A 25,836-nucleotide genomic window follows, 5' to 3' on the forward strand; every position below is an offset into this window, starting at 1 on the left:
TCGCACTTCTCCGTTCAGTGGCACCGACCCGCCATGCTCGCCTCGCGGCAAGTGGTCGCTCGTAGCGACGAAGGTTGGGCCCGGGGGCTTGGATCGAGCCGGTGCCACGTCAAAGGTAACAAACGATCCCCGTAAGGCAATTCCCTACGGGCTCTGTCTTTGCCGGTCTTCGCCTCAGTCCCGTAGAAGGTCCGGCACCCCTTGCGCGTCGGGCTCGTCGCGGTCCGCCGAGACGACCGTGAGCTGTTGGGTGGCCCGGGTCAGGGCGACGTAGAGAACCCGCAGGCCGGCGGGGCTCTCGTCGGCGATCTCCGCCGGGGAGACGACCACTGTGGCGTCGTACTCCAGGCCCTTGGCCTCCAGGCTGCCGAGGGCCACCACGCGGTCACCGAGGCCCTCCAGCCAACGCGCCGCCTCCTCGCGGCGGTTCATGGCCACGACGACGCCGACCGTGCCGTCCACGAGGTCCAGGAGCCGGGCGGCCTCCTCGCGGGTCGACTGGGCCAGGGAGTCCCGTACGGCAACGCTGTGCCCATTGTTCGTTCCCACGAAACGGGGCTCCACGCCCGTCGAGCGGACCGCCCTCGGGGATTCCGAGCCCGGCATCGCGAGGGCGAGGACCTTGGCCGCCAGTTCGGCGATCTCGGCCGGGTTGCGGTAGTTGACGGTGAGGGTGAACCGGCGGCGCGGGCGGGTGCCCAGGGCCTCGTCACGGGCCTGGGCCGCCTCGTCGGGGTCGGACCAGGATGACTGGGCCGGGTCGCCGACGACCGTCCAGGTGGCGTGCCGGCCGCGGCGGCCGACCATGCGCCACTGCATCGGGGTGAGGTCCTGAGCCTCGTCGACGATGACGTGGGCGTACTCGGTGCGCTCCTGGGCGAGCCGCTCGGCGCGTTCGCGCTGCGTCTCCTCCCGTACCGGCATCAGCTCCTCGAGGCCGCTGAGCTGGTCCAGGGGGTCCCGGTCGCGCTTCTTGCGGGGGCGGGCCGGGGTGCCGAGGATCGCGTTGAGCTCGTCCAGCATGGCGACGTCGTGCACCGAGAGGCCGTCGCGCTTGAGGGCGCGGGCGACCCGGCGGACCTCGCCCGGGTTCAGGATGCGGCGGGCCCAGCGGCCGAGGCGGCGTTCGTCGGACATGGCGGCGAGGACCGACGCGGGGGTCAGTTCCGGCCACCAGGCGTCCAGGAACGCGATGAAGTCGTCCTCGGTCGTGACGTCCTCGTCGAAGGAGGAGCGCAGTTCCGCGGCCAGTTCCGGGTCCGTGTGGCGGCTCTGCGAACCCGAGCGGGCCCACAGGGCGTCCAGGAGCAGTTTGCGGGCGCGGGGGCGCAGCAGGTTGACGGGGGCCGTGCCGCTGAGCGCCGACTCGCGGATGCGGGCCAGCTCAGGGGCTTCCAGTTCGATACGGCGGCCGAAGACGACGACCCTCAGACGGCTGGTGTCCGTCGGCGACTCGTACTGCTCCAGGGCGCCTCGCGCGGCCTTCCGCAGCACCGCGAGCATGCGGTACGAGCCCTTGGCGCGGGCCACGGCCGGGGCGTCGTACAGGGTGGCCTCCGCGCCGTCGACGAGGGAGCCGATGGCCCGGATGGCGACCTGGCCCTCCTCGCCGAGGGAGGGCAGAACGCCCTCCGTGTACGCCACCAGGAGGGGCGTCGGGGAGACGATCAGGATGCCGCCCGCGTACCGGCGCCGGTCCTGGTAGAGGAGGTAGGCGGCGCGGTGCAGGGCGACGGCCGTCTTGCCGGTGCCCGGGCCGCCCTCGACGTACGTCACGGAGGCGGCGGGGGCGCGGATCACCAGGTCCTGTTCGGCCTGGATGGACGACACGATGTCCCGCATGGTGTGGCTGCGGGCCTGGCCGAGGGCCGCCATCAGGGCGCCGTCGCCGATCACCGCGAGTTCCTGGCCGTCCAGGGACGCCGTCAGCTCGGGGCGCATCAGGTCGTCCTCGACGCCGAGGACACGCCGGCCCTTGGAGCGGATGACGCGGCGCCGGACCACGCGGCCCGGGTCGACCGGGGTCGAGCGGTAGAAGGGCGCGGCGGCCGGGGCGCGCCAGTCGATGACGAGGGGCGAGTAGCTCTCGTCGAGGACGCCGATACGGCCGATGTGGAGGGTCTCGGCGATGTCGGCGGTGCTGTCGGGGCGTACGGCCCCCTCCGCGGGCTCCACGGCCGTGTAGGCGCCGTCCGGGCCCTTCTTGCCGTCCATGCCCGCCAGCAGGTCGATACGGCCGAAGAGGAAGTCCTCGAACTCGTTGTTCAGCCTGTTGAGGTGGATGCCGGCCCGGAACACCTGGGCGTCCCGTTCGGCGAGCGCGCCGGGTGTGCCGACCTGGCCGCGTTTGGCGGCGTCGTGCATGAGGAACTCGGCCTCGTCGATCTTCTCCTCGAGACGCCGGTACACCCGGTCCAGGTGTTCCTGTTCGACGCTGATCTCACGGTCGCGGACGGAGTCCTGTACTGAGGAGTCCTCGACCGGTACGAGCGCCGTTTCCTGCTGAGCCTGAGCGGCCACCGGGCCCCCTTCTTACATGCTGGGCAGCCGTCAACCGTACGCGAAAAAGAGGCCGTGATGCTACGCGACCGCCCCAGGACACCGTACGAGTCTTCGTACAGGGCGTCCTGGGGCGGTCGCTGAGCGATTGTGGAGGTGCTGGGGACTGCTGCGGCAAGGGACTACCGCGGCGGTGCGAGCGGGATCAGGCGTCGACCTCGACGAGCTGCTTGCCGGTGGAGGTGACGACCTCGTAGTGGTCGATCTCGTCGGCGCTGAACGCGGTTCCGCCGTGGATGTAGAGCGGGTTGCGGGCCGTTTCCGTCGTGGCGTCCTTGATCCCGTAGCCGGGCGTCGGGACGGACCAGTTGGACATGGTCTCGCGCGAGCCGTCCTTGCCGACGACGATCAGGGAGCACTTCAGCGGACCCTTGACGCCGCCCAGCTCCAGGACCGCGCTGACGCCCCAGGCCTTCGGCTCCATCGCCACGGTCGCGGTGACCTTGGTGGTGGGGTCGGTGGCGGAGACCTTGTCGCTCATGAGACCGAAGGCGTCCTTGGCGGAGCCGGTGACCTTCGTCGTGACCGTCGGCGAGGGGCTTGCCACGCTGGACGTGTCGTTGCCCGTCGTCGCGAACACCGCGGTGGGGCCGCCGATGATCAGGGCGGCCGCGGCGGCCACCATGTAGAAGCTGCGCCGACGCCTGCTCGCTCGCCGTTCCGCGACCTCGTCGACCAGCCGCGTGGCGAGCTGTGGACTCGGGCGGGCGGAGAGGGACTCGCCGATGGCGGGCGTCCCCTGGGCACCGGGCAGGTCCGCGAGAGCGGCCAGCATCGGTTCCATCCCGGCCAGCTCGTCGAGCTGCTGGGCGCACCACTCGCAGCCCGCGAGATGCGCCTCGAAGGCCGTGGCCTCCGCGTCGTCGAGGATGCCGAGGGCGTAGGCGCCTACGGTCTCGTGTTCGTTCGGGCCCTGGGAACCCTGCATTCCTCGCATGGAACCAGGACTACCCGCTCCGAAACCCCCGTAAATGCTCATGCCGTCACCCCCCGCTCCTCAAGTGCGAGCTTCATCGAGCGCAAGGCATAGAAGACACGTGAGCGCACCGTTCCGCTGGGTATGCCCAGCGTTTCGGCGGCTTCGTTCACCGTACGCCCCTTGAAATAGGTCTCGACCAGGACCTCCCGGTGGGCGGGGGTCAGGTCGTCGAGCGCGTCCGACAACGTCATCAGCCACAGCGCCTTGTCGATCTCGTCCTCCGCGGGGATGACCTCCAGCGGCGACGGGTCCACCTCCTGCGGCCGGGCCTGCCGGCTGCGGTGCCCGTCGATGACGATGCGCCGGGCGACCGTCACCAGCCAGGGGCGTACCGAACCGGTTGCCCGATTGAGCTGACCGGCGTTCTTCCAGGCACGGATAAGCGTCTCCTGCACGACGTCCTCGGCTCGTTGCCGGTCACCGGCCACCAGCCTGAGGACGTACGCCAGAAGGGGCCCTGCGTGCTCTCGGTACAGCGCACGCATCAGGTCCTCGTCGGGTTCCGAGGGCTGGGACATGCGATGTCGGGCCCTCGGTCCTTGTTCATTGGCCACGACGGAATCCTTGCGCACGCCCACCTCCGCTGTCCCGGGTTCCCCCGGCCGGTCGCTCCCCCCGAAGTACGGAAGGGGACCGTGGGATGTTCAACGCGCGACCACAACTTTCTTTATCCGGGCCCGACGTGAGGGACAAGGGAGCACATTCCTGCCGCAAGTGCTTTACATTTTCGCCACATTGGCAAGATCGGGGCGATGCCCCCAACCATTAGACGGGAAACACACGTGTAACCAAGGTCACTGCAACCCACGAGAGTTGATAGGCCCGATTCCGCCACGCACGCCCGCTATGGGGGAATCTGTGGAGGGGTTCGGGAACGGTCTACGCGCGCGCCAGGGCGGCCCGTCGGCGATGTCTCGCGACCCGTTCGCGGTTGCCGCAGATCTCGCTGGAGCACCATCTGCGCCGCCGGCCCCGGGAGGTGTCGAGGTAGACGATCGGGCAGCTGTCCCCCTCGCACTGGCGCAGACACGCACGCGCCACGGGGTCGGTGAGCAGGTCCACGGCGTCCCGGGCGACCGCCCCGAGCAGGGCCGCGCAGTCGGGCGGCCCGTGCAACTCCCGTACGAGCGTGCCGTCCTCGCCGAGGACCGCGCGGGGGGCCGGGGGCGCCGGGCGGGCGAGCTCGTTGAGGCGGGCCAGGGCGTGGTCGAGGCGGCGGGGGTCGGTGGCCGGAGGGCTGTGCACCAACCGGCCGGTCAGGTCCCGCAGTTCACGGAAGCGCGCGGCCCAGGAGGCGTCGGCGTGACGCAGGGGCGTGCCCGCCGGGACCAGTCCGGACGCGGCGATCCAGGCGCGGAGCGGTTCTGCGGCGCCGAGCCGTTCGCAGGGGTGGGTGGTGGCCAGCAGGTCCAGGCAGATCCGCCCGGCGTCGAAACGCAGCTCGTACGAGGCTGTGGCCACGGTCGTCTCCGATGCCATGTGCCTGTCACCGCCTAGGAGTCGCCACCGTACGAGGGGGTCCGGGGAACCGTTCCCTCTACAGTGCCTGTCCGCCCTCCCGGCCGGAACCCCCTGGGCCGGATAGGCGGTTCGTTCGCCCAGGGGCCGGTGACGGGGCCGCCCTGCGGGGGCACGCGGTTCGTTGGGTGCGGGTCGCTCCGCGGGGCACGCCGTTCGTTGGGTGCGGGCCGGTGGGGGCTGGGCGCGCAGTTCCCCGCGCCCCTTAGGGGGCGCCACTCCGCCCGGCGACGAACGTGCTGGTCCGTCCGGTGAGGACCCACTCCGCGCGAGCACGCCGTTCGTCGGGTGCGGGTCCGTGGGGGCTGGGCGCGCAGTTCCCCGCGCCCCTTGGGGGGCGCCACTCCGCCCGGCGACGAACGTGCTGGTCCGTCCGGTGAGGACCCACTCCGCGCGAGCACGCCGTTCGTCGGGTGCGGGCCGGTGGGGGCTGGGCGCGCAGTTCCCCGCGCCCCTTAGGGGGCGCCACTCCGCCCGGCGACGACCGGGAACCGGGGGCGGGCGTGCCCTGAGCGGTACGCGCGGCGCCCGTGGCCTCGGCGAACGGGGCCGGTCCACCCGCGGCAGCGGCTACGTGTCGGCGTACTTGGCGTCGGCTGCTGGGTCCAGGGCGAGGCGGTAGCCGCGTTTGACGACTGTCTGGATCAGTTTGGGGGCGCCGAGGGCCGTGCGCAGACGGGCCATCGCCGTCTCCACGGCGTGCTCGTCGCGGCCGGCGCCCGGCAGTGCGCGCAGCAGGTCGCCGCGGGCGACGACCCAGCCGGGCCGCCGGGACAGCGCACGCATCAGGGACATGCCGGCCGGCGGGACGGGCCGCAGGGCGCCGTCGACGATGACGGCGTGCCCGCGGATCTCGACCCGGTGCCCGGCGATGGGCAACGCCCGCGCGCGGGACGGGAGTTCCTGGCAGAGGAGCTGTACGAGGGGGCCGAGCCGGAAGCGCTCGGGGGACACCGTGTCGACGCCGTGGGCCTGGAGCGGCAGCGCGGTGACCGGGCCGACACAGGCGGGCAGGACGTCGTGGTTCAGGGCGCCGAGGAGTTCCGGAAGCAGCCCCCGTTCCTCGGCGCGGGAGAGGAGGGAGGCGGCGGCGGGCGCGCTGGTGAAGGTGAGCGCGTCCAGGCCGCGCGAGACGGTGGCGTCGAGGAGCCGGTCGACGGGGCCGATGTCCTCCGGCGGCATCCACCGGTAGACGGGCACCCCGACGACCTCGGCGCCCGCAGCACGCAGCGACTCGACGAAGCCGGGCACGGGCTCGCCGTGCAGCTGGATGGCGATACGGCGCCCCTCGACGCCCTCCTCCAGGAGCCGGTCGAGCACCTCGGCCATGGACTCGGAGGACGGTGACCAGTCCTCCGTGAGCCCGGCGGCCCGGACGGATCCCTTGACCTTGGGCCCACGGGCCAGCAGTTCCACCCCGCCGAGGCAGGCGAGCAGGTCGGCGCCGAGCCCCCAGCCGTCGGCGGCCTCGATCCAGCCACGGAAGCCGATGGCGGTGGTGGCGATGACGATGTCCGGGGCCTGGGCGATCAGCTGCTTGGTGGCCGCGAGCAGTTCGCTGTCGTCGGCGAGCTGCACGATCCGCAGAGCGGGGGCGTGGACGACAGCGGCTCCCCGCCGCTGGAGGAGAGCCCCGAGTTCGTCGGCCCGACGCGCGGCCGTGACGCCCACGGTGAACCCCGCGAGGGGGCCGTGGTCCGCCGGGCCGTGCTCCGGTCGTTCCGGTCGCTGCTGTTCGTCGTACATGGCTCTCGTCCCGCAGTCGGGGTCACATCTGCACAAGGGTGCCGAACGAGCCTGTCAACAGCGCGTGACAGGCTCGGTTCGGCTTCATGTCGCTGGTGTTACTTAAGCCGCTTCGGCTCAAGGTCACACCTCGGCGTAGCTGAGCTGCGACTTCGCTTCGGAGGCCGTGGTTTCCGTGGCCTGCGCACCCACCGGGCGGCGAAGGTATACGGCCCAGGTGACCAGGAAGCAGAGCCCGTAGAAGGCGAGGAAGGCGACGAAGGCACCGGTTCCGGAGCCCACGCTCAGGAAGGACTGGCGGAAGGCGAGGTTGATTCCGAGGCCGCCGAGCGCGCCCACCGCACCGATGAGCCCCATGGAGGCGCCGGACAGACGGCGGCCGTAGGCCGCGGCCTCGTCGCCCTCCAGTCCCTTGGCGAGGGCCTTGGCGTGGAAGATGCCGGGGATCATCTTGAACGTCGAGCCGTTGCCGACACCGGTGAGGACGAACAGGGCGATGAAGGCCGTGGTGAAGAGGGGCAGCGACTTCTGCGTGGATGCGAGGACGATGACACCGGTGGCTCCGGCCATGGCGACGTAGTTCCACAGCGTGATCTTCGCCCCGCCGAAGCGGTCGGCGAGCGCACCGCCCACGGGCCGGATCAGCGAGCCCAGCAGCGGGCCGATGAAGGTGACGTACGCGGACTGGAGCGGCGTACGGCCGAACTGGGTCTGCAGGACGAGCCCGAAGGCGAAGCTGTAGCCGATGAACGACCCGAACGTCCCGACGTAGAGGAAGGACATGATCCAGGTGTGCGCGTCCTTGACGGCGTCCTTGGCGGCGCCGGTGTCGTTCTTCAGGGACGTGATGTTGTCCATGTAGAACGCGGCGAGGCCTGCGGCGATGACGATGAGGGGGATGTAGATCCCCAGGAGCACCCGGGGCCCGCCGCTCGCCCCGATGACGGCGAGGCCGATGAGCTGCACGACCGGGACACCGATGTTGCCGCCACCGGCGTTGAGCCCGAGAGCCCACCCCTTCTTCCTGAGCGGGAAGAAGGCGTTGATGTTGGTCATGCTGGAGGCGAAGTTGCCGCCGCCGATACCGGCGAGCATGGCGCAGGCGAGGAACGTGTTGAAGGACGTCCCCGGCTCCATGACGACGAACGCCGCGATCGTCGGGATGAGCAGGAGCGACGCGGAGACGATGGTCCAGTTCCGGCCACCGAAGAGTGCGACGGCGAAGGTGTAGGGGACGCGGACGACGGCGCCGACGGCCGTGGCCATCGACACGATGAAGAACTTGTCGGCCGGGGTGAGCCCGTACTCCGGTCCCATGAACAGCACCATCACGGACCACAGCGTCCAGATGGAGAAGCCGATGTGCTCGGAGAGCACGGAGAAGAACAGGTTGCGGCGGGCGACCTTCTCACCGGTCGCGTTCCAGAAGGCCTCGTTCTCGGGATCCCAGTGCTCGATCCAGCGGCCTCCCCTGCCGGGTGCGGGGGCTGAACTAGGGGCTGTCATGACGCCTCCACGGTGGTCCGGGGCTCGGGTGGTTCTTTGCGGGGTGCTGAGCGGTGATGAGTCCCGAAGGTAGAGAGGGCGCGTTTCCACGCTGTGGCTGTGGGTGACCGGAAGGGAACGTTGCTCTCACCCCGCGAGGAGGCGGGATGAGAGGTTACGCAGAGGGAGGTAACGGCCAGGGCACGGCGGCGTTCTCTTGAGGGCCACCAAATCCAGCTACCCTCCACCGGACTCCACACAGGGAAGGGGAGGGTTCATGTCCGCCGAGTCCGGGTCCGACAGAGCCAGGACACCACCTGCTCGGCGTTCCTTCGCCGCAAACGTGCTCTTCACGGCGGCGTTCCTCGTTGTCGCCGCCACGGCCCTGGGCGGGGCGTTCGCTTGTGTGGCCCTTCTCCTGAAGGCGGCGGACAACTCGTCGCTGTCGGCTCTGGTGCCCGAGAACGGGCGGATCGCCCTGGTCATCGGGGGAATCGTGGTCGGCGGTGTCACCGGAATGATGGTGCCGCTGACTGTTTTCGCGATGGCCAAGGGGAACGAGAAGGAGCCCAGAGTCGGACCGGTGGCCGCCGTACGGAGGATTCTCGCCGTACTCGTCTTCAGCGCCTACGTGCTTCTCGTCGCCTTCCTCGTCGCCCAGCTCGGCCGGTTCCTCCCCCAGAGCATCGTCAACATCGTCGGCGTCTTCGCCGTCGGGTTCAGTTGGATGCCGCTGGCGATGCTGCCCTGGGAGAAGCTCGGACTCGGGGACGTGGTCGGCAGGCGGATCACGACACGTGTGCGCCCGGGGTCATCTCAGGCGGAGTGACTCCGCCAGTTCGTCGGCCATCCTGCCCAACTCCTCGCCCAGGCCGAGGGACGCCCACAGCAGCCGGCACTCCAGAGCGATGGGGTAGCTGTGCGGGAGGACATAGTGGGCCACTCCTTCCACGATCTCGCCACTGTCCGCCTCGGGGCCGTGGGTTCCATACGGTGCACACGCAGTGCCGGCCCCAGCGGGAGGTCGACCTCGTCGAAGGTCTGGCCTCGGGCGTGATCAGTCCGAAGACCGGCGCGCGTCCGGGGGACGACTGAGCTGTCGGTGCCTTGCTCAAGCTTCGTTCTCTCACGTAAGGCGATCGGCTGATCTTGCGGGGCGGTCAAGCCGGGGGCAGCATCACGGTAGCGGGGCACGAGGGGCAGATACCAGAGCGAATCATGGGCTGCCCTTTACCCGAAGGGTTCCCACGGTCCGTGCATAGGACCGGCCGGCCTCGCACAGGCGGTGTCCGTACCGACCTGCTTGGTGCGCGTCGAAAGGCCAGGACCAGAAGGCCACCACGGCCCGGCACCCTGGTGGTGTCGGGCCGTGCCGTGTTGCCTCGTCCCCGCGCGTCGGGCCACGTCACCCCCGCCGTCGCGCGCTCCCGCGCTTCGCCCCGTCCGGCCACAGCCGTGGGCTTCGCTTCGCCGCGACGTCCTCGATCCAGCCCAGGGCCAGGATCGTCAGGCCGATCAGGGGCCAGACCAGGACGAACATCCAGAGGTTGTACGTCGTGTCCAGCGCGGACACCCATCCGTCGGACATGAACGGGAGGTCGTACAAGAGGTCGATCAGGGGGACCGTGGCCATGATCAGGAAGTTGTGCCAGAGATAGATCGTGACCGCTCGGTTGTTGGAGAGGGTGATCAGCCTGTCCCACCTGGCCAGGCGGCCCGGCAGTTCCTGCCACGACGGGGAGTACTGGAGCAGGATCACCACGAACCCGAACGACCAGGTCGCCTGGGCCAGCGGAATGTCGTTCAGGTCCCAGCCGTCGGGGCCCTGGTGACCCGAGGCCCACCAGATGCCGAAGGCCATCAGCAGGGCCGAACAGGACACGGCGACATAGCGCGGGATCTTCTTCAGCAGGCCCTCGTGGTGGGCGAAGCCCAGTACCCAGCAGCCGCCGTACACCGCGAAGTCGGACACCGCGTTGCCCGTCTCACCGGGGATCGTCACCAGGCCGGTGCCGACGACCGCCGTCAGGGCCAGCGGGGCGAGCAGCGTCACCCACGGGACCCGGCGGAACGCCCACAGCAGCAGCGGCGAGGCGAACACGAACCACAGGTAGGCCCGCAGATACCAGAGCGGGCCGGCGGCCTGGACCGCCCAGGTGTTCTCCAGGAGCCCGGACTTGGAGCCGACGCTCCAGGGGAAGGGCGGGGCGCCGATCGGGACGACGTAGTTGAGGAGGTCGAGCAGGCCCCAGGTGCCGCCGTGGTCGGGATCCTTGCCCAGGTCCCAGCCGCCCAGGAACATCAGCGTCAGCGCCACCGCGCTGAACGCCCACAGCGGGGGCAGCAGGCGCCGGATCCGGCCCCGGATCACCCCGAGCGCCGGGCGCTTCAGGGAACGGGCCATCAGGGAGCCCGCCAGGGCGAACATCACGCCCATGGACGGGAACAGCACGGTCAGCCAGGCCCAGCCGAACAGGTGGTACACCACGACCCGGACCAGGGCGATGCTGCGGAGCAGGTCGAGATAGCGGTCCCGGCCCGGCTTCGCCGCCCTGGGCTCGGCGGGCGGCTCGTCATGGACCGAGGCGTGGCCCGGGGCGTGAACCGAGGCGTCGACCGGTTGCAGCGGAACGCCGTACGCGGGTGTGGGCTTCGGGTCGGCCGGCGTCGTGGCGGCCGTAGGTCGCTGGGTCATCCCACGGGCCTCCTGTTGTCACTGCCGCTCGTCCGGGCGGCCGGTACGGCTTCCGGCGCCGAGCCGACGACTCCGGTGCGCCGGAGTTTCTGCCAGCGCAGCCGGCCGCCGGTGAGCGCGGTGATCCAGGACTGCAGCAGCACGACGTACATGAGCTGGCGGTAGAGGACCTGTTGCAGGGGCAGCGAGATCAGGTGGGTCATCTTCTCTCGGTCGAGACGGAACGCGTAGGCCGCGCAGATCAGTTGGATGGCGAGGACGCCCAGCCAGGCGAGCACGGTCTTCTCGGTCGGGCCGAACACCAGCCCGTAGAGCAGGAACACGTCGATCAGGGGGGCGAGGAGTGGCGCAACCACCATGAACAGCGACACGAAGGGCAGGCCGACACGGCCGAAGCGGCCCGACGGACCCCGTTCGATCACCGAGCGGCGGTGCTTCCAGATCGCCTGCATGGTGCCGTACGACCAGCGGTAGCGCTGGGACCACAGCTGCTGGACGGATTCCGGGGCCTCGGTCCAGGCGCGGGCGTTCTCCGCGTACACGACCTTCCAGCCGTCGCGGTGCAGAGCCATCGTGATGTCGGTGTCCTCGGCGAGCGTGTCGTCGCTCATCCCGCCGACCCGCTTCAGGGCACTGCGGCGGAAGGCGCCCACCGCGCCGGGGATCGTCGGCATGCAGCCCAGGACGTCGTACATACGGCGGTCCAGGTTGAAGCCCATCACGTACTCGATGTGCTGCCAGGCGCCGATCAGGGAGTCCTTGTTGCCGACCTTGGCGTTGCCGGCGACGGCGCCCACGCGCGCGTCGCCGAAGGGCTGGACGAGTTCGCCGACGGTGCCCGGCTCGAAGACGGTGTCGCCGTCCATCATGACGATCAGGTTGTAACGGGCGTTCGCCACACCCCTGTTGAGGGCGGCGGGCTTGCCCGCGTTGACCTGGCGCACGACGCGTACGTTCGGCACGCCCATGTCCTCGACGATGCGGGCCGTGCCGTCGCTCGACCCGTCGTCGATGACGATCACCTCGATGGGATGCTCGCTCCGCATCAGTGAACGCACGGTGGCCTCGATGCACTTGGCCTCGTTGTACGCCGGGACGAGCACCGACACCGGTTCGGTGATCGGCGAGCCCCAGCTGAAGTCGGGACGCCGGGTGCGGCGGGCGTGGAAGACGGAGAGCAGCAGCATCAGGCCGAAGCGGGTGAACACCAGGACGCCGATGATCGCGAGACAGACGACCAGGACGTCGGTGATCTCGTCGGAGGCCTGGACCAGGAAGGTCCACGCCCTGCCCTTCGCCAGTTCGACGCCGGCGACCGGGGTGTGCGCGCTGGGCGCGTCGAGGGCCTCGGTGAGGTTCTGGAAGGTGTATCCCTGCTTCTTCATGTCGGGCAGGAAGCGGTCGAGGGCCTCGACGGTCTGGTGGCGGTCGCCGCCGGAGTCGTGCATGAGGACGATCGCGCCCTTGCCGCCCTTGGGGGTGGCCTCGCGGATGATCGCGTCGACGCCCGGCTTGCGCCAGTCCTCGCTGTCCGTGTCGTTGACGACGGTGATGTAGCCGCGCTTGCCGATGTACTCCGTGACCGGCCACGACTTGTTGTCCATGGCGTCGGCGGAGGAGGAGTACGGCGGCCGGAACAGCGAGGTACGGATGCCCGCGGCACCGGCGAGCGCCAACTGGTTCTGGGACAGCTCCCAGTCGATTCGTTTCTTCGACTGGAAGGAGAGGTCGGGGTGGTTGAAGGTGTGCAGCCCCACCTCGTGGCCCTCGTCCACCATGCGTCGTACGAGCTCCGGGTAGCGCGAGGACATGGTGCCGGTGACGAAGAAGACCGCGTGCGCGTGGTGCTTCTTGAGGACGTCCAGGACCTTGGGGGTCCACTTGGGGTCCGGGCCGTCGTCGAACGTGAGGACGATCCGGTGGGCGGGCAGCCGGAGGCTGGTGGTCTGGCCGCTTCTGGTGTCGATGACCGGGCCGCCCTCCAGGATCTTCTCCGGTACCCGGTCCGCGGAGGCCTCGGGCTGGATGCGGTGGTCGGCGAGGATTTCGCTGTGCACGTACCCGCGCAGCATCAGCATCGCCATCAGGGCGACCAGGATGAGCGAGGGAAGCAGCAGGCGCATGGGCAGCCGTCGGCGCCGGGCGGCGCCCCCGGCGCCGTTCGGGGCGCCGTGGCGGCGGGTGCGGGATGCCATCAGAGGTCGTTCTCCGGGGACGAGGAGATCAGAACGGATCAGAACGGAGTCGACGCGGTGGAGTCGAGTCGACGGATGTTCTGCTGAGCGGGACGAGCGGTTCGGAAGTGGTTCGGGAGCGGTTCGCGAGCTATTCAGGAGCGGTTCGGGAGCTGGCCGAGCGGGTCAGGAACAGGTCGAGCGGAATGAGCGGGCCAGCCACGGCCGCGGCCACGGAGGCCGGTGGCGCGGCGAGATGCCTCGGGTGGCTCTACGCCGTCACACCGTTACGCCGGCACTCCGTCCCGCCATTACGCCGTTACGCCGTTACGCCGGGCGACGTCGGCGGGGAGACCGGGTCGCCGGTGGCACTCGGTTCGGCCGAGCCCTCGGCGATCGGGGTCGGGTCGCTCGGACCACCGGCGACCGTGCCGCCGTCACCGGTCGGGGTCGGAGACGGCTCGGGTGAGGGAGCGACGCTCTCCGACGGGCTCGGCGCCGCCGAGTCGGACACCGACACGGAGGGCTCGGGGTCCGGGCCGGGAGTGCTGGTCCCCGGGTCGGGCTTGCCGACGCCGGCCGAGGGCCTGGCCGCTACCGACGGACCGGCCGGACCCGGTTTCTGCGAGGCGCCGGCCGAGGCGTCCGCCGTGGCGGTGGCGGCAGCGGCTCCCCGCGACGGAGTGACTCCCGCGCTCACCGACGTCCCCGGGGCCGGTGCGACCCCGGCCGAGTCCGACGGCAGCACCGACTCGGCGGGCAGCGGCGAGGTGTCGACCTTGCCCGCCGGCTGCTCGTCCGCCTGACCCGGTACCGGCAGCCAGGGCGCGTCCGAGTTGCCGGAGAGGAGGGTGGCGACGATGACGACGGCGTACACGGCGCAGGCGGTGCCGACGACGATGCCGATCCGGCGGTATCGGCGGCTGCGGCGTCCGGTCTCGTCGACGAAGACGGGGCCGTCACCGGCACCGGCGTCCGCGCCCTCCTTGGCCTGCCGTACGAGGAGTTCCTCCACCTGGCGGCCCACTCCGTCGAGCTGGACCGTCACCTCGTGCGGGTCGTGCGTGTGACCGAACTCCGCCGAGTTCTCCCACGGACCGCCGGGGATCGTCCCGGTTGATCCAGGCGCTCCCGTTCCGCTCGAGCGCGACTGGGCGTGCGCGCCTCTGCCTCCGGACCGCCCGGGGCGCACCGGTGCTCCGGCATGCCTCTGGCGGGGCACAGGACCGGGGCCACCTGCGGTAACTCCGGGTAGCTGTTGGGTCCCTGACGCGGTCACACTCTCGGCGTCGGACCGATTCGGTTGGGCGTCTTCACGCCACTTATTCGTACGCACGTACATCCCCCCATGGGAGCGTTTCGGGCGCATGTACGATTCCCGGATTTTCGTACTACCGATGTTCGAATCGGACCCCCATCCGACCCGAGCGCCCCATTTATCACACTGCATCCGGGCCACGAATGTAGCGCACATGGAGGACCCGTGTTCGCCATGTGTTACTTGTGAACCCAAATGATGTCGTTGTCCCTGGCCGGAATCCACCCGTCCCCAGGCCCCCGAAGCCACCCCTCCTCCCCCGCGAGCTGGGCCGCGGCCCGTCGCAGAGCGTTAAATCCCGGGTGCGACAGGCCCCTCCGCCACACCAGGGACACGGGCGACAGCGGCACGGGATCGACCAGGGGTCGCACCACCGTCCCCGGCAGGGCCGGGAAATCCACCACGGCGAGGACCGGGGTCCGCAGCTTGGCCATGAGCCGCTGGAACTCCTCGTCGCCCACGGCGAGTGGCGCGGGCGGCGCGATCCCGATGCCGCGCCCCTCGAACAGCTGGCGCGCGAGATCGGTCCACTCCGGGGTCCGGGGATTGCCCGCACCGGCGTACACGCTCTCCCCCGCCAGCGCCGCCAACGGCACCTCGGGCAGCGCGGCCAGCCGGTGGTCCTCGGGCAGGACGACCGCCATCGGCTCGTAGCGCACGAGCTGTTGCTCCAGCCGGGCCCGCACCCCCGGGTCCAGGCCCGCGAACCGTCCGAACGACGCGTCGAGCCGACCCGCGAGCAACTCGCCTGCGGCGAAGGTGAGTCCGCTCTCGAACCGGGCCATCAGCTCGCACTCCGGGGCGAGTTCACGCGCCCGGTGCAGCACCCGCCGTCCGGTCGAGAGCCCCGGCGAGTTGAGGTCCACCAGCAGCGGCCGTATCTCCCCGAACGCGGTGAGCAGTTCGTCGTGGGCCGCCAACACCCGCCGGGCATACGGCAGTAGGCGCTCGCCGTCGGCCGACAGGGCCACCCGCCGGGTCGACCGTACGAAGAGATCGGCGCCCAACTCCCTTTCCAGGCGCCGGATGTCCCGGCTCAGCGCCTGCTGCGCCACGTAGAGGCGGGCGGCGGCCCGGGTGAAGTGCAGCTCCTCGGCCACGGCGACGAAGGCACGCAGGAGACGGGGGTCGAGGTGGTTCGGGGCAGACATCCGGCGAACTTACAACGAGAGTGCGTGAATAGCCGGGGATCAGGTGTTGGACCCCGTGATCGACGCCGGGCGACGGTGGATCCATGCCGCAGCCACCGCCCCGACCGCACTCCGGGCCGCACTACCGACCGCACTCCCGCTCCCGCCCACTCCCCCGGCCCCTCCCCGCCGTCACCCAGGACACCCTGGTCATCGCCGACTTCGGCCCGCGCGGCCGGGCCCGTACGACGGACGGCCACCGTCCGCCCGGCCCCTACCGCCGCCTCCTCGCCGTCCCCGGCGCACGTGCGTTCACCGTCGGGAACCTGATCGCCCGGCTCCCCATGGGCATGTTCAGCGTGAGCGCGGTCATCATGATCGCCGGGTCGCGTGGCTCGTACGCCCTCGCCGGAGCCGTCACCGCGACCGGGCTCGCCACGACGGGCGTGGTCGGACCCTGGACCGCACGGCTCGTCGACCGGTACGGCCAGGCCCGAATCGCCGTACCGGCCACGGCACTTGCCGCGCTCGGCTCCCTCGTGCTGCTGCTCTGCGCGCACTACGGCGCCCCCGACTGGACCCTCTTCGCCGCCTACGCCGCCACCGCCACGACCCCCAACACCGGCGGCATGTCACGCGCCCGCTGGGCCCATCTCCTGGACGGCGACAAGGAGGCCCTGCACACCGCCAACTCCTTCGAACAGGCCGCCGACGAGCTCTGCTTCATGCTCGGCCCGGTCCTCGCGGCCTTCCTCTGCGGGGCGTTGTTCCCGGAGGCGGGCACGCTGGTCGGGGCGGTCCTGATGATGACCGGCGTGCTCCTCTTCGCCGCCCAGCGGTCGACCGAGCCGCCCGTCCGGCCTCGCGTGGAAGGGCTTCACACGCGGGGTACCCGGGATACGCGGGGTACGTCCCCGCTGCGCGCCCCGGGAATGCGCCCGCTGCTCGCCGTATGCCTGGCTACGGGCGCCGTGTTCGGGTCGATGGAGATCGTCACGATCGCCTTCGCCGACGAGCGGGGACACCAGGCGGCGGCCGGTGCCGTCCTCGCCCTCCAGGCAGCCGGATCGTGCGCGGCCGGACTGCTGTACGGGGCGCTGCGGCCGGCCGGACCCGCCGAGCGGCGCCACCCCTGGTGCCTGGCCGCGATGACGGCACTGATGACGCTGCCCCTGCTGGCCGCGGCCCTGACCGGCTCGCTCCTCGTCCTCGCGGGCGCACTGCTCGTGGCCGGGACGGCGACCGCGCCCACCATGATCACGAACATGACCCTGATCCAGACCCGCACTCCCGAGGGCCACCTGAACGAGGGCATGACCCTCGCGGTGACAGGCCTCCTCGGCGGCATAGCCTGCGGCTCGGCAGCCGGCGGCTGGACGGCGGACCACGTGTCCCCCACAGCGGCATACGGCGTCCCGCTCACGGCAGCGGCCGCCGCCCTACTCCTGTCACTACTCACCGGCAGGAGCCGAACCCCAGACGCTGCGGGGAGCCCGGACCTGGCCCCCCGCACAAGCCGGGCCCCGAACACCCACACGAACTAACCCTCGACACCCCACCCGAGCCTGGCCCCGGCACCCACACGCCCCTGAGCCCCGACACCCGCACGAGCCGGCACCCCGACGCCCACACGAGCCCAGAACCCGACACCCGCACGAGCCGACGCCCCGCCCAACCGGCGGAGCCAATTCGTGCGCACCCCATTGACTCGTTCACACGCCACACATACCTTCGCCCGTCGAAGCGCTTCGACGACCCCCGTCGAATCAGTTCGACGACCCCTGCGTGACGGGTGACCGAGATCCATCCGACTCCCCTGGAGGCAGTGGATGTTCACGGCAAGAAGGCATGGCAGGTGCATGGCGATTACGGTCGCTGCCCTGGTAGGAGCGCTGCTGACAGCCTCCTGCGGCAACTCGGACAGTGGATCGGGCGACGGGAAGACCCTGCGCCTGTGGCACTACGAGGCCCCCAACGGCGCGATGGGCATGGCCTGGAAGGCGGCCGTCGAGGAGTTCGAGGCGACGCATCCGGGCGTCAAAGTGGAGTTCGAGGAGAAGGGCTTCGAACAGATCCAGAAGACCGCCCCGATGGTCCTCAACTCCTCCGACGCGCCCGACCTGATGGAGTACAACAAGGGCAACGCGACGGCCGGCCTGCTCTCCACGCAGGGCCTGCTCACCGACCTGAGCGCCGAGGTGACCAAGCGCGGCTGGGACAAGAAGATCGGCTCCGGTGCCCGTACCACCAGCCAGTACGACACCAACGGCGTGATGGGTTCCGGCAGTTGGTACGGCGTGCCCAACTACGCCGAGTACACGATGGTGTACTACAACAAGGACCTCTTCAAGCAGCACAAGATCGCCGTGCCGACCTCGTTCGACGAACTCACCGCCGCCATGGACAAGTTCACCGCCGAGGGCATCACCCCACTGGCGAGCGCGGGCGCCGAATACCCGGCCCAGCAGTACCTGTACCAGCTCGCCCTGTCGAAGGCGGACCGCGCCTGGGTCGACAAGTACGAGCTGTACAAGGGGAAGACGGACTTCCACGACGCCGCCTGGACGTACGGCGCCGAGACCTTCGCCGACTGGGTGAAGAAGGGGTACTTCGGCAAGAACTCCAGCGGCCTCAAGGCGGAGGACGCCGGGGTCTCCTTCATCCAGGGCAAGAACCCCATCCTCTTCTCGGGCAGTTGGTGGTACGGCCGCTTCAAGAGCGAGGCGAAGTTCGACTGGGGCACGTTCCTGTGGCCCGACAGCGGTCTCACCCTCGGCTCCGGTGGCAACCTGTGGGTCGTCCCCAAGGGCGCGAAGAACAAGGAACTCGCCTACGACTTCATCGACATCACCATATCGAAGAAGATCCAGAACCTGCTCGGCAACAAGGGCGGGGTCCCGGTGGCCGCCGACCCGGCCGCCATCACCGACCCCCAGGCCAAGTCCCTCATCGCCGACTTCAACACCCTCTCCGACCGGGACGGCCTCGCCTTCTACCCCGACTGGCCGGTGCCCGGCTTCTACGACGTCCTCGTCTCCGAGGTCCAGAAGCTGATCACGGGCAGCGCGAAACCGGACGCGGTCCTCGACTCGTTGCAGGAGGCGTACGACAAGGGCGTACCGAAGTCATGACGGTCACCGTCGAACGGGCCCGGGTCGCCAAGGACACCGGGCCACCCGGAAGTTCGCGCCGCCGCAAGGACTCGTACACCCTCTTCCTCCTCCCCGGCGCGCTCGCCTTCCTCGCCGTGATCGTCGTGCCGTTCCTGATGAACACCGGGGTGAGCTTCACTGACTGGCGGGGTGTGGGTTCCCCGGAGTGGTCGGGGCTCGCCAACTACCGGGCCCTGATGGACGATTCGGAGTTCTGGGCGTCGTTCCGGCACAGCCTGTTCATGGTGGTGGCGATGGCGGCCGTACCCACCGCGGTCGGACTCGTCCTCGCCGCCGCCCTGTTCGACTACGTCGGCAAGCACTTCGGAAGTCGCTGGGCGGCCGTGCTCCGCGCCTGCTTCTACCTCCCCCAGGTGCTGCCGATCGCGGTCGCCGGCATCGTCTGGAGCTGGATCCTCGCGCCCGACAACGGCTCACTGAACGAGTTGCTGAGCGCCGTCGGGCTCGGCTCCTGGCAGCAGGACTGGCTCGGCGACCCGGACATCGCGCTCTACAGCGTGATGGGCGTGATGGTCTGGGTGCAGCTCGGCTTCCCGCTGGTCGTCTTCATGGCAGGCCTGCAACGCGTCGACCCGCAGCTCTACGAGGCCGCCGAACTGGACGGCGCCGGCTGGTGGCGCCGCTTCCGGCACATCACACTCCCCCAGATCCGGCCCGAGATCTACGTCGTCCTCACCTGGTGCACGATCGCCGCGCTGAAGGTGTTCGGCGCGGTGTACGTCCTGACGAAGGGCGGCCCGGGCGGCGCGACCAACGTCCCGTCGTACTTCTCCTTCACCACGTTCTTCGAGAAGACCCAGGTCGGCTACGGCGCGGCCGTCTCCACCGTCCTGACGGTGATCATCCTCGCCGTCTCGCTCGTCGGCCTGAAGCTCCAGACCCGGGCCGAGGACGCCGAAGAAGGAGTACGGGCATGACGACCGCCGCCCTGCGCCGCTACCCGGTGCTCATCGCCCTCGTCCTCGCCGCCCTGTTCATGGTCGTGCCGTTCGTGATCGTCGCGGTCAACGCCGTGAAGTCGCCCGCCGAGTACTCCGCGAACGGCCCGCTCAGTCTCCCCGAGGGCCTCTACCTGGACGGCGTGAAGGACTTCTGGACACGGGTCGACTTCGGCCAGAAACTCGTCAACTCGACTCTGATCAGCGGGTCGGTGGCCGTCCTGGCGGTCGTCCTGTCCGTGCTGAACGCCTACGCGATCGGTATCGGCCGGATCAGGGGCCGCACCTGGGTGCTGGCCTTCTTCGTCCTCGCGAACATGCTGCCGCAGGAGGCGCTGGTCTACCCGGTGTACTACCTGAGCAAGCAAGTCGGCCTGTACGACACCCGGTTGAGCGTGATCATCGTCTTCACGGTGATCCAGGCGGCCTTCGGTACGTACCTCCTCTCCTCGGTGCTGGGCCAGTTCCCCCGGGAGATCATCGAGGCCGCGCGGATCGACGGCGCGAACAAGTGGCAGGTGCTGTGGCGGATCGTCGTCCCGGTCAGCCGCCCCACCCTCGGTGTGCTCCTCGTCTTCTTCTTCATCTGGACCTGGAACGAGTTCCTGCTCCCCCTGGTGATGCTGATCTCCAACGACAACCAGACGGTGTCGGTGGCCCTCGGTGTCCTCCAGGGCCAGCGCCTGATGGACGCCACGATGACCAACGCGGCTGCCCTGCTGGGTGTGTTGCCGGCCCTCGTCTTCTTCCTCGTCTTCCAGCGAACGCTCACACGCGGCATCGCCGTGGGCGCGGTCAAGTAAAGGGGTTCGGGTTGTGAAGTTCACCGACGGCTACTGGCTGCTGCGCGAGGGCGTCACCGCCGCCCACCCGGTCGAGGTCCTCGATGTGACGGACATCGAAGGCACGTTGGACATCCACGCGCCGACCCATCCCATCCGCCGACGCGGCGACCTGCTGAAGGGACCGGTCGTGACGATCAGCGCCCACGCCCCGATGCCCGACGTCATCGGCGTCACGTTCACGCACTTCGAGGGCGAGCAGCCACAGAGCCCCCAATTCGAGCTGCGACGACAGGACTTGACGGCTCACACGGAGTACGACGAGGAGCACGCGACCCTGACCTCCGGCACCCTCTCCGTCCGGGTCAGCCGCAGCAGCCCCTGGCACGTCGACTTCCTCGCCAACGGCCGCGTCCTCACCAGCAGCGGCCCCAAGGGCATGGGCATCATGCGGGACAGCGCGACCGGCGCCCACTACCTGCGTGAGCAGCTGGGGTTGGGCGTGGGGACGAGCGTGTACGGCCTCGGCGAACGCTTCGGCCCGCTGGTCAAGAACGGCCAGGTCGTCGACATGTGGAACGCCGACGGCGGCACGGCGACCGAACAGGCCTACAAGAACGTCCCGTTCTACCTCACCGACGCGGGCTACGGAGTCTTCGTCGACCACCCCGGCCGGGTGTCCTTCGAGGTCGCCTCGGAGACGGTGTCCCGGGTCCAGTTCAGCGCCGAGACACAGCAGTTGACGTACTACGTCATCCACGGCCCGACCCCGAAGGACATCCTCCGCAAGTACACGGCCCTGACCGGCCGGCCGGCCCTCCCGCCACCGTGGTCGTTCGGCCTGTGGCTGTCGACGTCCTTCACCACCTCCTACGACGAGGAGACGGTGACGTCGTTCATCGAGGGCATGCGGGAGCGTGAACTCCCCCTCTCCGTCTTCCACTTCGACTGTTTCTGGATGCGCGAGTTCAACTGGTGCGACTTCCGGTGGGACCCGCGGGTGTTCCCCGACCCCGAAGGCATGCTCCAGCGGCTGAAGGCGAAGGGCCTGCACATCAGCGTCTGGATCAACCCGTACATCGCCCAGCGGTCACCGCTCTTCGCCGAAGGCAAGGCACTCGGCCATCTGCTGCGCCGGCCGGACGGCAGCGTGTGGCAGTGGGACATGTGGCAGCCCGGGATGGCCCTGGTCGACTTCACCAGCCCGGAAGCCCGCGACTGGTACGCCTCGAAACTGGAGGCGCTGCTCGCCCAGGGCGTCGACTGCTTCAAGACCGACTTCGGTGAACGGGTGCCGCTGGACGTGGAGTTCGCCGACGGCTCGGACCCGGAGCGGATGCACAACTACTACACGTACCTCTACAACAGGACCGTCTTCGACGTGCTGCGCAAGCACCGCGGCGAGGGCGAGGCGGTCGTGTTCGCGCGTTCGGCGACGGCCGGCAGCCAGCAGTTCCCGGTCCACTGGGGCGGCGACTGCGAGGCGACCTACGAGTCGATGGCGGAGTCACTGCGCGGCGGACTCTCCCTCGGGCTCTCCGGCTTCGGCTACTGGAGCCACGACATCGGCGGCTTCGAGGGCACCCCGAGCCCGGCCCTGTTCAAACGCTGGACGGCGTTCGGGCTCCTCTCCTCGCACAGCCGCCTGCACGGCAGTTCGTCCTACCGGGTGCCGTGGCTGTTCGACGAGGAGGCCGTGGACGTACTGCGACTGTTCACCCGGCTGAAGCTCCGCCTCATGCCGTATCTGTACGAGGCCGCCCGCGCCGCCCACACCGAGGGCGTCCCGATGATGCGGGCGATGGTCCTGGAGTTCCCGGACGACCCCGGCTGCGCCCACCTGGAACGGCAGTTCATGCTCGGCCCGGACCTGCTGGTCGCGCCGGTGTTCAGCGACGAGGGCGACGTCTCGTACTACGTCCCCGAGGGCGAGTGGACCCACTTCCTCACCGGCCGCACGGTGACCGGCCCCCGCTGGGTACGGGAGCGCCACGGCTTCGACAGTGTGCCGCTGCTGGTGCGTCCCGGGTCGGTGATCCCGGTCGGCGCGGTGGACGACCGCCCGGACTACGCGTACGCCGACGGGGTCACGCTGCACACGTACGGCCTGGAGCGCGGCGCCCAGGTGACGGTCCCGGTGGGGGACGTGACGTTCACGGTGGTCCGCGAGGGCGACACACTGCGGGCCTCGTGCGGCGATCCGTCGGTGCCGTGGGGACTGTCGGCGGGCAGACGCGAGGTACGGGCGAAGGCGGGCACCGGCTTCCTGACGCTGGAGCTGGGGCCGGGCACGTCGGGGCCGGACGAATCGGGAGGCGAGTGATGGTGAAGATCACCGATGTGGCACGGCACGCCGGGGTCTCCCCGAGCACGGTGTCGTACGCCCTCAGCGGCAAGCGCCCGATCTCCGAGGAGACCCGGCAGCGCGTCGAACGCTCCATCCACGAACTCGGCTACCGCCCCCACGCGGGCGCGAGGGCGCTGGCGAGCAGCCGCTCGAACGTACTGGCACTGGTGATCCCGTTACGGACCGGCATCCACGTCCCGGTCGCGATGCGGTTCGCGGTGTCGGTGGTCACGGCCGCGCGCAGCCACGACCACGACGTCCTGCTCCTCACCCAGGAGGAGGGCGAGGCGGGTCTGCGCCGGGTGGCGGACACGGCCCTCGTGGACGCGCTGATCGTGATGGACGTCCAACTCCAGGACCCCCGGCTGCCGTTGCTGCGCACACTGGACCTGCCGTCGGTCCTGATCGGCTTCCCCTCCGAACCGGCCGGCCTGACCTGTATCGACCTGGACTTCAAGGCGGCGGGCGAACTGTGCGTGGAGCGCCTGGCGGCCCTCGGCCACCGGGTCGTCGCCCTGGTCGGCTCACCGCCCGAGGTGTACGTACGCCGGACCGCGTTCGCCCAGCGCGTGGTCCAGGGGTTCACGGCGGCGGCGGACCGGGGCGGGCTGTCGTCCTCGGTCCACCCCTGCGAGGCGACCCCGGCGGCGGCGAGGCTGGTGGCGGAACAACTCCTGCGCGAGCACCCGGCGTTGACGGGGGTCGTCGTCCACAACGAGGCGATCCTGGAACCCCTGATCGACGCCTTCGAACACCTCGGCCTACGGGTCCCCGGCGACCTCTCCGTCACCGCGATCTGCCCGGACGACCTGGCCGAGAACCTGCCCGTGCCGGTCACATCGGTCGCCATCCCGTCGGCGGAGGTCGGGGCGCGGGCCGTAGACCTGCTGATGAAAAAGCTGAACGGCACGGGCCACACCCCAGAGGCCACCCTCCTCCCACCCCACCTGACAGAACGCGCAAGCACGGTGGCCCGAGCGGCACCGTGACCAGCACCGGGCGCGCAAACCCCCGACAACTCCCGGCACTTCCCAACTCCCCGCACCTCCACCTACCCAGGGGCGCGGGGAACTGCGCGACCAGCCCCCACGGACCCGCACTCGCCCAACCACCGGCCCCCGACGGCGAAACGCACCCCACCTACTCCACCGTCACCGACTTCGCCAGGTTCCGCGGCTGATCCACCTCATTACCCCGAGCCGTGGCCAACTCACAGGCGAAGACCTGCAACGGCACCGTGGCAACGAGCGGCTGCAGCAGGGTCGGCGTGGCCGGAACGCGGATCAGGTGGTCCGCGTACGGCACCACCGCCTCATCCCCCTCCTCCGCGATGACGATGGTCCGCGCACCCCGGGCCCGGATCTCCTGGATGTTGGACACGATCTTGTCGTGGAGGACGGACCGTCCACGCGCCGACGGCACCACGACAACCACAGGCACGTCGTCCTCGATCAACGCGATCGGCCCGTGCTTCAGCTCACCCGCCGCGAACCCCTCGGCGTGCATGTAGGCGAGTTCCTTCAACTTCAGCGCGCCTTCCAGCGCCACCGGATACCCCACGTGCCGCCCCAGGAACAGCACCGTCTTCTTGTCGGCGAGCGAACGCGCCAGCTCACGTACGGGCTCCATGGTCTCCAGCACCCGCTCGACCGCCCCGGAGATCTCCGCGAGGTCCCGCACGACGGCCCGGATCTCGTCGCCCCACTTCGTGCCGCGCACCTGCCCCAGATACAGGGCGACCAGATAGCAGGCCACCAACTGCGTGAGAAACGCCTTGGTGGACGCGACGGCGACCTCGGGCCCCGCATGCGTGTACAGCACCGCGTCCGACTCGCGTGGGATCGTCGAGCCGTTGGTGTTGCAGATGGCCAGCACCCTGGCACCCTGCTCACGGGCGTGCCGCAGCGCCATCAGGGTGTCCATGGTCTCGCCGGACTGGGAGATGGCGATGACGAGGGTCCGCGCGTCGAGGATCGGATCCCGGTACCGGAACTCGCTCGCCAGTTCCACCTCGCACGGGATGCGCGTCCAGTGCTCGATGGCGTACTTGGCGATCAACCCGGCGTGGAAGGCCGTACCGCAGGCCACGACCACGACCTTCTCGACCTCCCGCAGCGCACCCACGGGAATCCGCACCTCGTCGAGGGTCAGTGATCCGGCCGCGTCGATACGGCCCAGCAGGGTGTCGGCGACGGCCTTGGGCTGCTCGGCGATCTCCTTGAGCATGAAGTAGTCATGGCCCCCCTTTTCGGCGGCCGACACGTCCCAGTCGACGTGATAGGACCGGGCGTCCCCCGGAGCGCCGTCGAAGCCCGTCACCGTGACCCCGTCCCGGCGCAGCTCCACGACCTGGTCCTGACCCAGCTCGATCGCCGACCGCGTGTGGGCGATGAACGCGGCGACGTCCGAGGCGAGAAAGGCCTCGCCCTCTCCGACGCCCACCACCAGCGGCGAGTTCCGCCGCGCCCCGACGACGACATCGGGCTCGTCGGCGTGCACGGCGACCAGTGTGAACGCACCCTCGAGCCGACGGCACACGAGCCGCATGGCCTCGGCGAGATCAGCACACGCGGAGAACTCCTCGGCGAGCAGATGGGCGACGACCTCGGTGTCGGTCTCGGAGGCGAGTACGTGTCCCCGCTCGGCCAGCTCCGCCCGCAGACAGGCGAAGTTCTCGATGATCCCGTTGTGGACGACGGCGACGCGCCCGGCGTTGTCGAAATGCGGATGCGCGTTGGCGTCGGTCGGCCCGCCGTGGGTGGCCCACCGGGTGTGCCCGACCGCCGTACCCCCGGCCGGCAACGGCCGCTCGACGAGTTCCTTCTCCAGGTTGACGAGCTTCCCGGCCTTCTTGGCCCCGGCCAGCCCGCCGTCGGCCAGCACAGCCACCCCGGCCGAGTCGTACCCCCGGTACTCCAGCCGCTTCAGCCCGGCCATCACGACATCGAGAGCCGACTGAGACCCCACATAACCCACGATTCCGCACATGTCG

At 70.0% G+C, this 25,836-nt stretch carries 19 protein-coding genes; 7 read left to right on the plus strand and 12 right to left on the minus strand.

The genetic code is table 11. The annotated features are described in order from the left end of the window. Nucleotides 1–174: 174 nt before the first annotated feature. From OG241_RS21590 to OG241_RS21615, 6 genes are all read right to left on the minus strand, one after another. Nucleotides 175–2,520 carry a HelD family protein gene (locus tag OG241_RS21590; protein ID WP_405817164.1) on the minus strand — a complete coding sequence of 782 codons (2,346 nt, stop codon included), beginning with the start codon at nucleotides 2,518–2,520 and terminating at the stop codon, nucleotides 175–177. 184 nt (nucleotides 2,521–2,704) lie between these two features. After that, on the minus strand, nucleotides 2,705–3,487 hold the full coding sequence (locus OG241_RS21595; RefSeq protein WP_405817165.1) for an anti-sigma factor family protein: 783 nt from the start codon (nucleotides 3,485–3,487) through the stop codon (nucleotides 2,705–2,707). Between the two features lie 47 nt (nucleotides 3,488–3,534). Further along, nucleotides 3,535–4,056 carry a sigma-70 family RNA polymerase sigma factor gene (locus tag OG241_RS21600; protein WP_044471680.1) on the minus strand — a complete coding sequence of 174 codons (522 nt, stop codon included), beginning with the start codon at nucleotides 4,054–4,056 and terminating at the stop codon, nucleotides 3,535–3,537. Between the two features lie 361 nt (nucleotides 4,057–4,417). After that, on the minus strand, nucleotides 4,418–5,017 hold the full coding sequence (locus OG241_RS21605) for a CGNR zinc finger domain-containing protein (RefSeq protein ID WP_405817166.1): 600 nt from the start codon (nucleotides 5,015–5,017) through the stop codon (nucleotides 4,418–4,420). A gap of 609 nt (nucleotides 5,018–5,626) precedes the next feature. Next, on the minus strand, nucleotides 5,627–6,802 hold the full coding sequence (locus tag OG241_RS21610; protein ID WP_405817167.1) for a uroporphyrinogen-III synthase: 1,176 nt from the start codon (nucleotides 6,800–6,802) through the stop codon (nucleotides 5,627–5,629). 123 nt (nucleotides 6,803–6,925) lie between these two features. Then, nucleotides 6,926–8,308: a nitrate/nitrite transporter gene (locus OG241_RS21615; RefSeq protein WP_405817168.1), complete on the minus strand. Its 1,383-nt coding sequence runs from the start codon at nucleotides 8,306–8,308 to the stop codon at nucleotides 6,926–6,928. 256 nt (nucleotides 8,309–8,564) lie between these two features. On the opposite strand from OG241_RS21615, the gene OG241_RS21620 reads away from it, so the two are divergent. After that, nucleotides 8,565–9,116: a hypothetical protein gene (locus tag OG241_RS21620; RefSeq protein ID WP_405817169.1), complete on the plus strand. Its 552-nt coding sequence runs from the start codon at nucleotides 8,565–8,567 to the stop codon at nucleotides 9,114–9,116. Here OG241_RS21620 and OG241_RS21625 read toward each other — a convergent pair. The 5 genes from OG241_RS21625 to OG241_RS21645 form a co-directional block, all read right to left on the minus strand. Continuing rightward, nucleotides 9,099–9,230, minus strand: a complete 132-nt coding sequence (locus OG241_RS21625) for a hypothetical protein (protein ID WP_405817170.1) — start codon at nucleotides 9,228–9,230, stop codon at nucleotides 9,099–9,101. The two genes, OG241_RS21620 and OG241_RS21625, sit on opposite strands and share 18 nt — an antisense overlap. A 462-nt stretch (nucleotides 9,231–9,692) precedes the next feature. After that, nucleotides 9,693–10,982, minus strand: coding sequence for an acyltransferase (locus OG241_RS21630; RefSeq protein WP_405817171.1), 1,290 nt, complete (start codon nucleotides 10,980–10,982; stop codon nucleotides 9,693–9,695). Continuing rightward, on the minus strand, nucleotides 10,979–13,177 hold the full coding sequence (locus OG241_RS21635) for a polysaccharide deacetylase family protein (protein WP_405817172.1): 2,199 nt from the start codon (nucleotides 13,175–13,177) through the stop codon (nucleotides 10,979–10,981). The genes OG241_RS21630 and OG241_RS21635 overlap by 4 nt, the downstream gene beginning before the upstream one ends. A gap of 298 nt (nucleotides 13,178–13,475) precedes the next feature. Next, entirely contained in the window at nucleotides 13,476–14,204 is a 729-nt protein-coding gene (locus tag OG241_RS21640) for a hypothetical protein (protein WP_405817173.1), read from the minus strand. A gap of 449 nt (nucleotides 14,205–14,653) precedes the next feature. Beyond that, nucleotides 14,654–15,625 carry a LysR family transcriptional regulator gene (locus OG241_RS21645; protein ID WP_405817174.1) on the minus strand — a complete coding sequence of 324 codons (972 nt, stop codon included), beginning with the start codon at nucleotides 15,623–15,625 and terminating at the stop codon, nucleotides 14,654–14,656. Between the two features lie 83 nt (nucleotides 15,626–15,708). Between OG241_RS21645 and OG241_RS21650 the strand changes: the two genes are divergently transcribed. The 6 genes from OG241_RS21650 (at nucleotide 15,709) to OG241_RS21675 (ending at nucleotide 23,833) form a co-directional block, all read left to right on the plus strand. Beyond that, entirely contained in the window at nucleotides 15,709–17,148 is a 1,440-nt protein-coding gene (locus OG241_RS21650) for an MFS transporter (RefSeq protein ID WP_405817175.1), read from the plus strand. 285 nt (nucleotides 17,149–17,433) lie between these two features. Further along, on the plus strand, nucleotides 17,434–18,735 hold the full coding sequence (locus OG241_RS21655; protein ID WP_405817176.1) for an ABC transporter substrate-binding protein: 1,302 nt from the start codon (nucleotides 17,434–17,436) through the stop codon (nucleotides 18,733–18,735). Further along, nucleotides 18,732–19,694 carry a carbohydrate ABC transporter permease gene (locus OG241_RS21660; RefSeq protein ID WP_405817177.1) on the plus strand — a complete coding sequence of 321 codons (963 nt, stop codon included), beginning with the start codon at nucleotides 18,732–18,734 and terminating at the stop codon, nucleotides 19,692–19,694. The genes OG241_RS21655 and OG241_RS21660 overlap by 4 nt, the downstream gene beginning before the upstream one ends. Continuing rightward, complete coding sequence (locus OG241_RS21665; RefSeq protein ID WP_405817178.1) at nucleotides 19,691–20,518, plus strand: carbohydrate ABC transporter permease; 828 nt, start codon at nucleotides 19,691–19,693, stop codon at nucleotides 20,516–20,518. Before OG241_RS21660 ends, OG241_RS21665 begins: the two co-directional genes overlap by 4 nt. Nucleotides 20,519–20,531: 13 nt before the next feature. Beyond that, nucleotides 20,532–22,820: an alpha-xylosidase gene (gene yicI / locus OG241_RS21670; protein ID WP_405817179.1), complete on the plus strand. Its 2,289-nt coding sequence runs from the start codon at nucleotides 20,532–20,534 to the stop codon at nucleotides 22,818–22,820. Next, a complete protein-coding gene (locus OG241_RS21675; RefSeq protein ID WP_405817180.1) occupies nucleotides 22,820–23,833 on the plus strand; it encodes a LacI family DNA-binding transcriptional regulator in 1,014 nt (337 codons plus the stop codon). Before yicI ends, OG241_RS21675 begins: the two co-directional genes overlap by 1 nt. Before the next feature lie 151 nt (nucleotides 23,834–23,984). On the opposite strand, the gene glmS is transcribed toward OG241_RS21675, so the two are convergent. After that, nucleotides 23,985–25,832: a glutamine--fructose-6-phosphate transaminase (isomerizing) gene (gene glmS, locus OG241_RS21680; RefSeq protein ID WP_405826360.1), complete on the minus strand. Its 1,848-nt coding sequence runs from the start codon at nucleotides 25,830–25,832 to the stop codon at nucleotides 23,985–23,987. Nucleotides 25,833–25,836 lie beyond the last annotated feature (4 nt).

This window comes from Streptomyces sp. NBC_01390, assembly GCF_045040105.1.
GTDB lineage: Bacteria > Actinomycetota > Actinomycetes > Streptomycetales > Streptomycetaceae > Streptomyces.

Excerpts from the sequence above, each read along its gene's own strand:
- OG241_RS21650 (WP_405817175.1), top strand. The coding sequence starts at position 15,709 with ATGCCGCAGCCACCGCCCCGACCGCACTCCGGGCCGCACTACCGACCG.
- OG241_RS21615 (WP_405817168.1), bottom strand. The coding sequence starts at position 8,308 with ATGACAGCCCCTAGTTCAGCCCCCGCACCCGGCAGGGGAGGCCGCTGG.
- OG241_RS21665 (WP_405817178.1), top strand. The coding sequence starts at position 19,691 with ATGACGACCGCCGCCCTGCGCCGCTACCCGGTGCTCATCGCCCTCGTC.
- OG241_RS21595 (WP_405817165.1), bottom strand. The coding sequence starts at position 3,487 with ATGCAGGGTTCCCAGGGCCCGAACGAACACGAGACCGTAGGCGCCTAC.
- OG241_RS21605 (WP_405817166.1), bottom strand. The coding sequence starts at position 5,017 with ATGGCATCGGAGACGACCGTGGCCACAGCCTCGTACGAGCTGCGTTTC.
- OG241_RS21600 (WP_044471680.1), bottom strand. The coding sequence starts at position 4,056 with ATGTCCCAGCCCTCGGAACCCGACGAGGACCTGATGCGTGCGCTGTAC.
- glmS (WP_405826360.1), bottom strand. The coding sequence starts at position 25,832 with ATGTGCGGAATCGTGGGTTATGTGGGGTCTCAGTCGGCTCTCGATGTC.
- OG241_RS21675 (WP_405817180.1), top strand. The coding sequence starts at position 22,820 with ATGGTGAAGATCACCGATGTGGCACGGCACGCCGGGGTCTCCCCGAGC.
- OG241_RS21635 (WP_405817172.1), bottom strand. The coding sequence starts at position 13,177 with ATGGCATCCCGCACCCGCCGCCACGGCGCCCCGAACGGCGCCGGGGGC.
- OG241_RS21645 (WP_405817174.1), bottom strand. The coding sequence starts at position 15,625 with ATGTCTGCCCCGAACCACCTCGACCCCCGTCTCCTGCGTGCCTTCGTC.
- OG241_RS21630 (WP_405817171.1), bottom strand. The coding sequence starts at position 10,982 with ATGACCCAGCGACCTACGGCCGCCACGACGCCGGCCGACCCGAAGCCC.
- OG241_RS21655 (WP_405817176.1), top strand. The coding sequence starts at position 17,434 with ATGTTCACGGCAAGAAGGCATGGCAGGTGCATGGCGATTACGGTCGCT.
- OG241_RS21620 (WP_405817169.1), top strand. The coding sequence starts at position 8,565 with ATGTCCGCCGAGTCCGGGTCCGACAGAGCCAGGACACCACCTGCTCGG.
- OG241_RS21660 (WP_405817177.1), top strand. The coding sequence starts at position 18,732 with ATGACGGTCACCGTCGAACGGGCCCGGGTCGCCAAGGACACCGGGCCA.
- OG241_RS21610 (WP_405817167.1), bottom strand. The coding sequence starts at position 6,802 with ATGTACGACGAACAGCAGCGACCGGAACGACCGGAGCACGGCCCGGCG.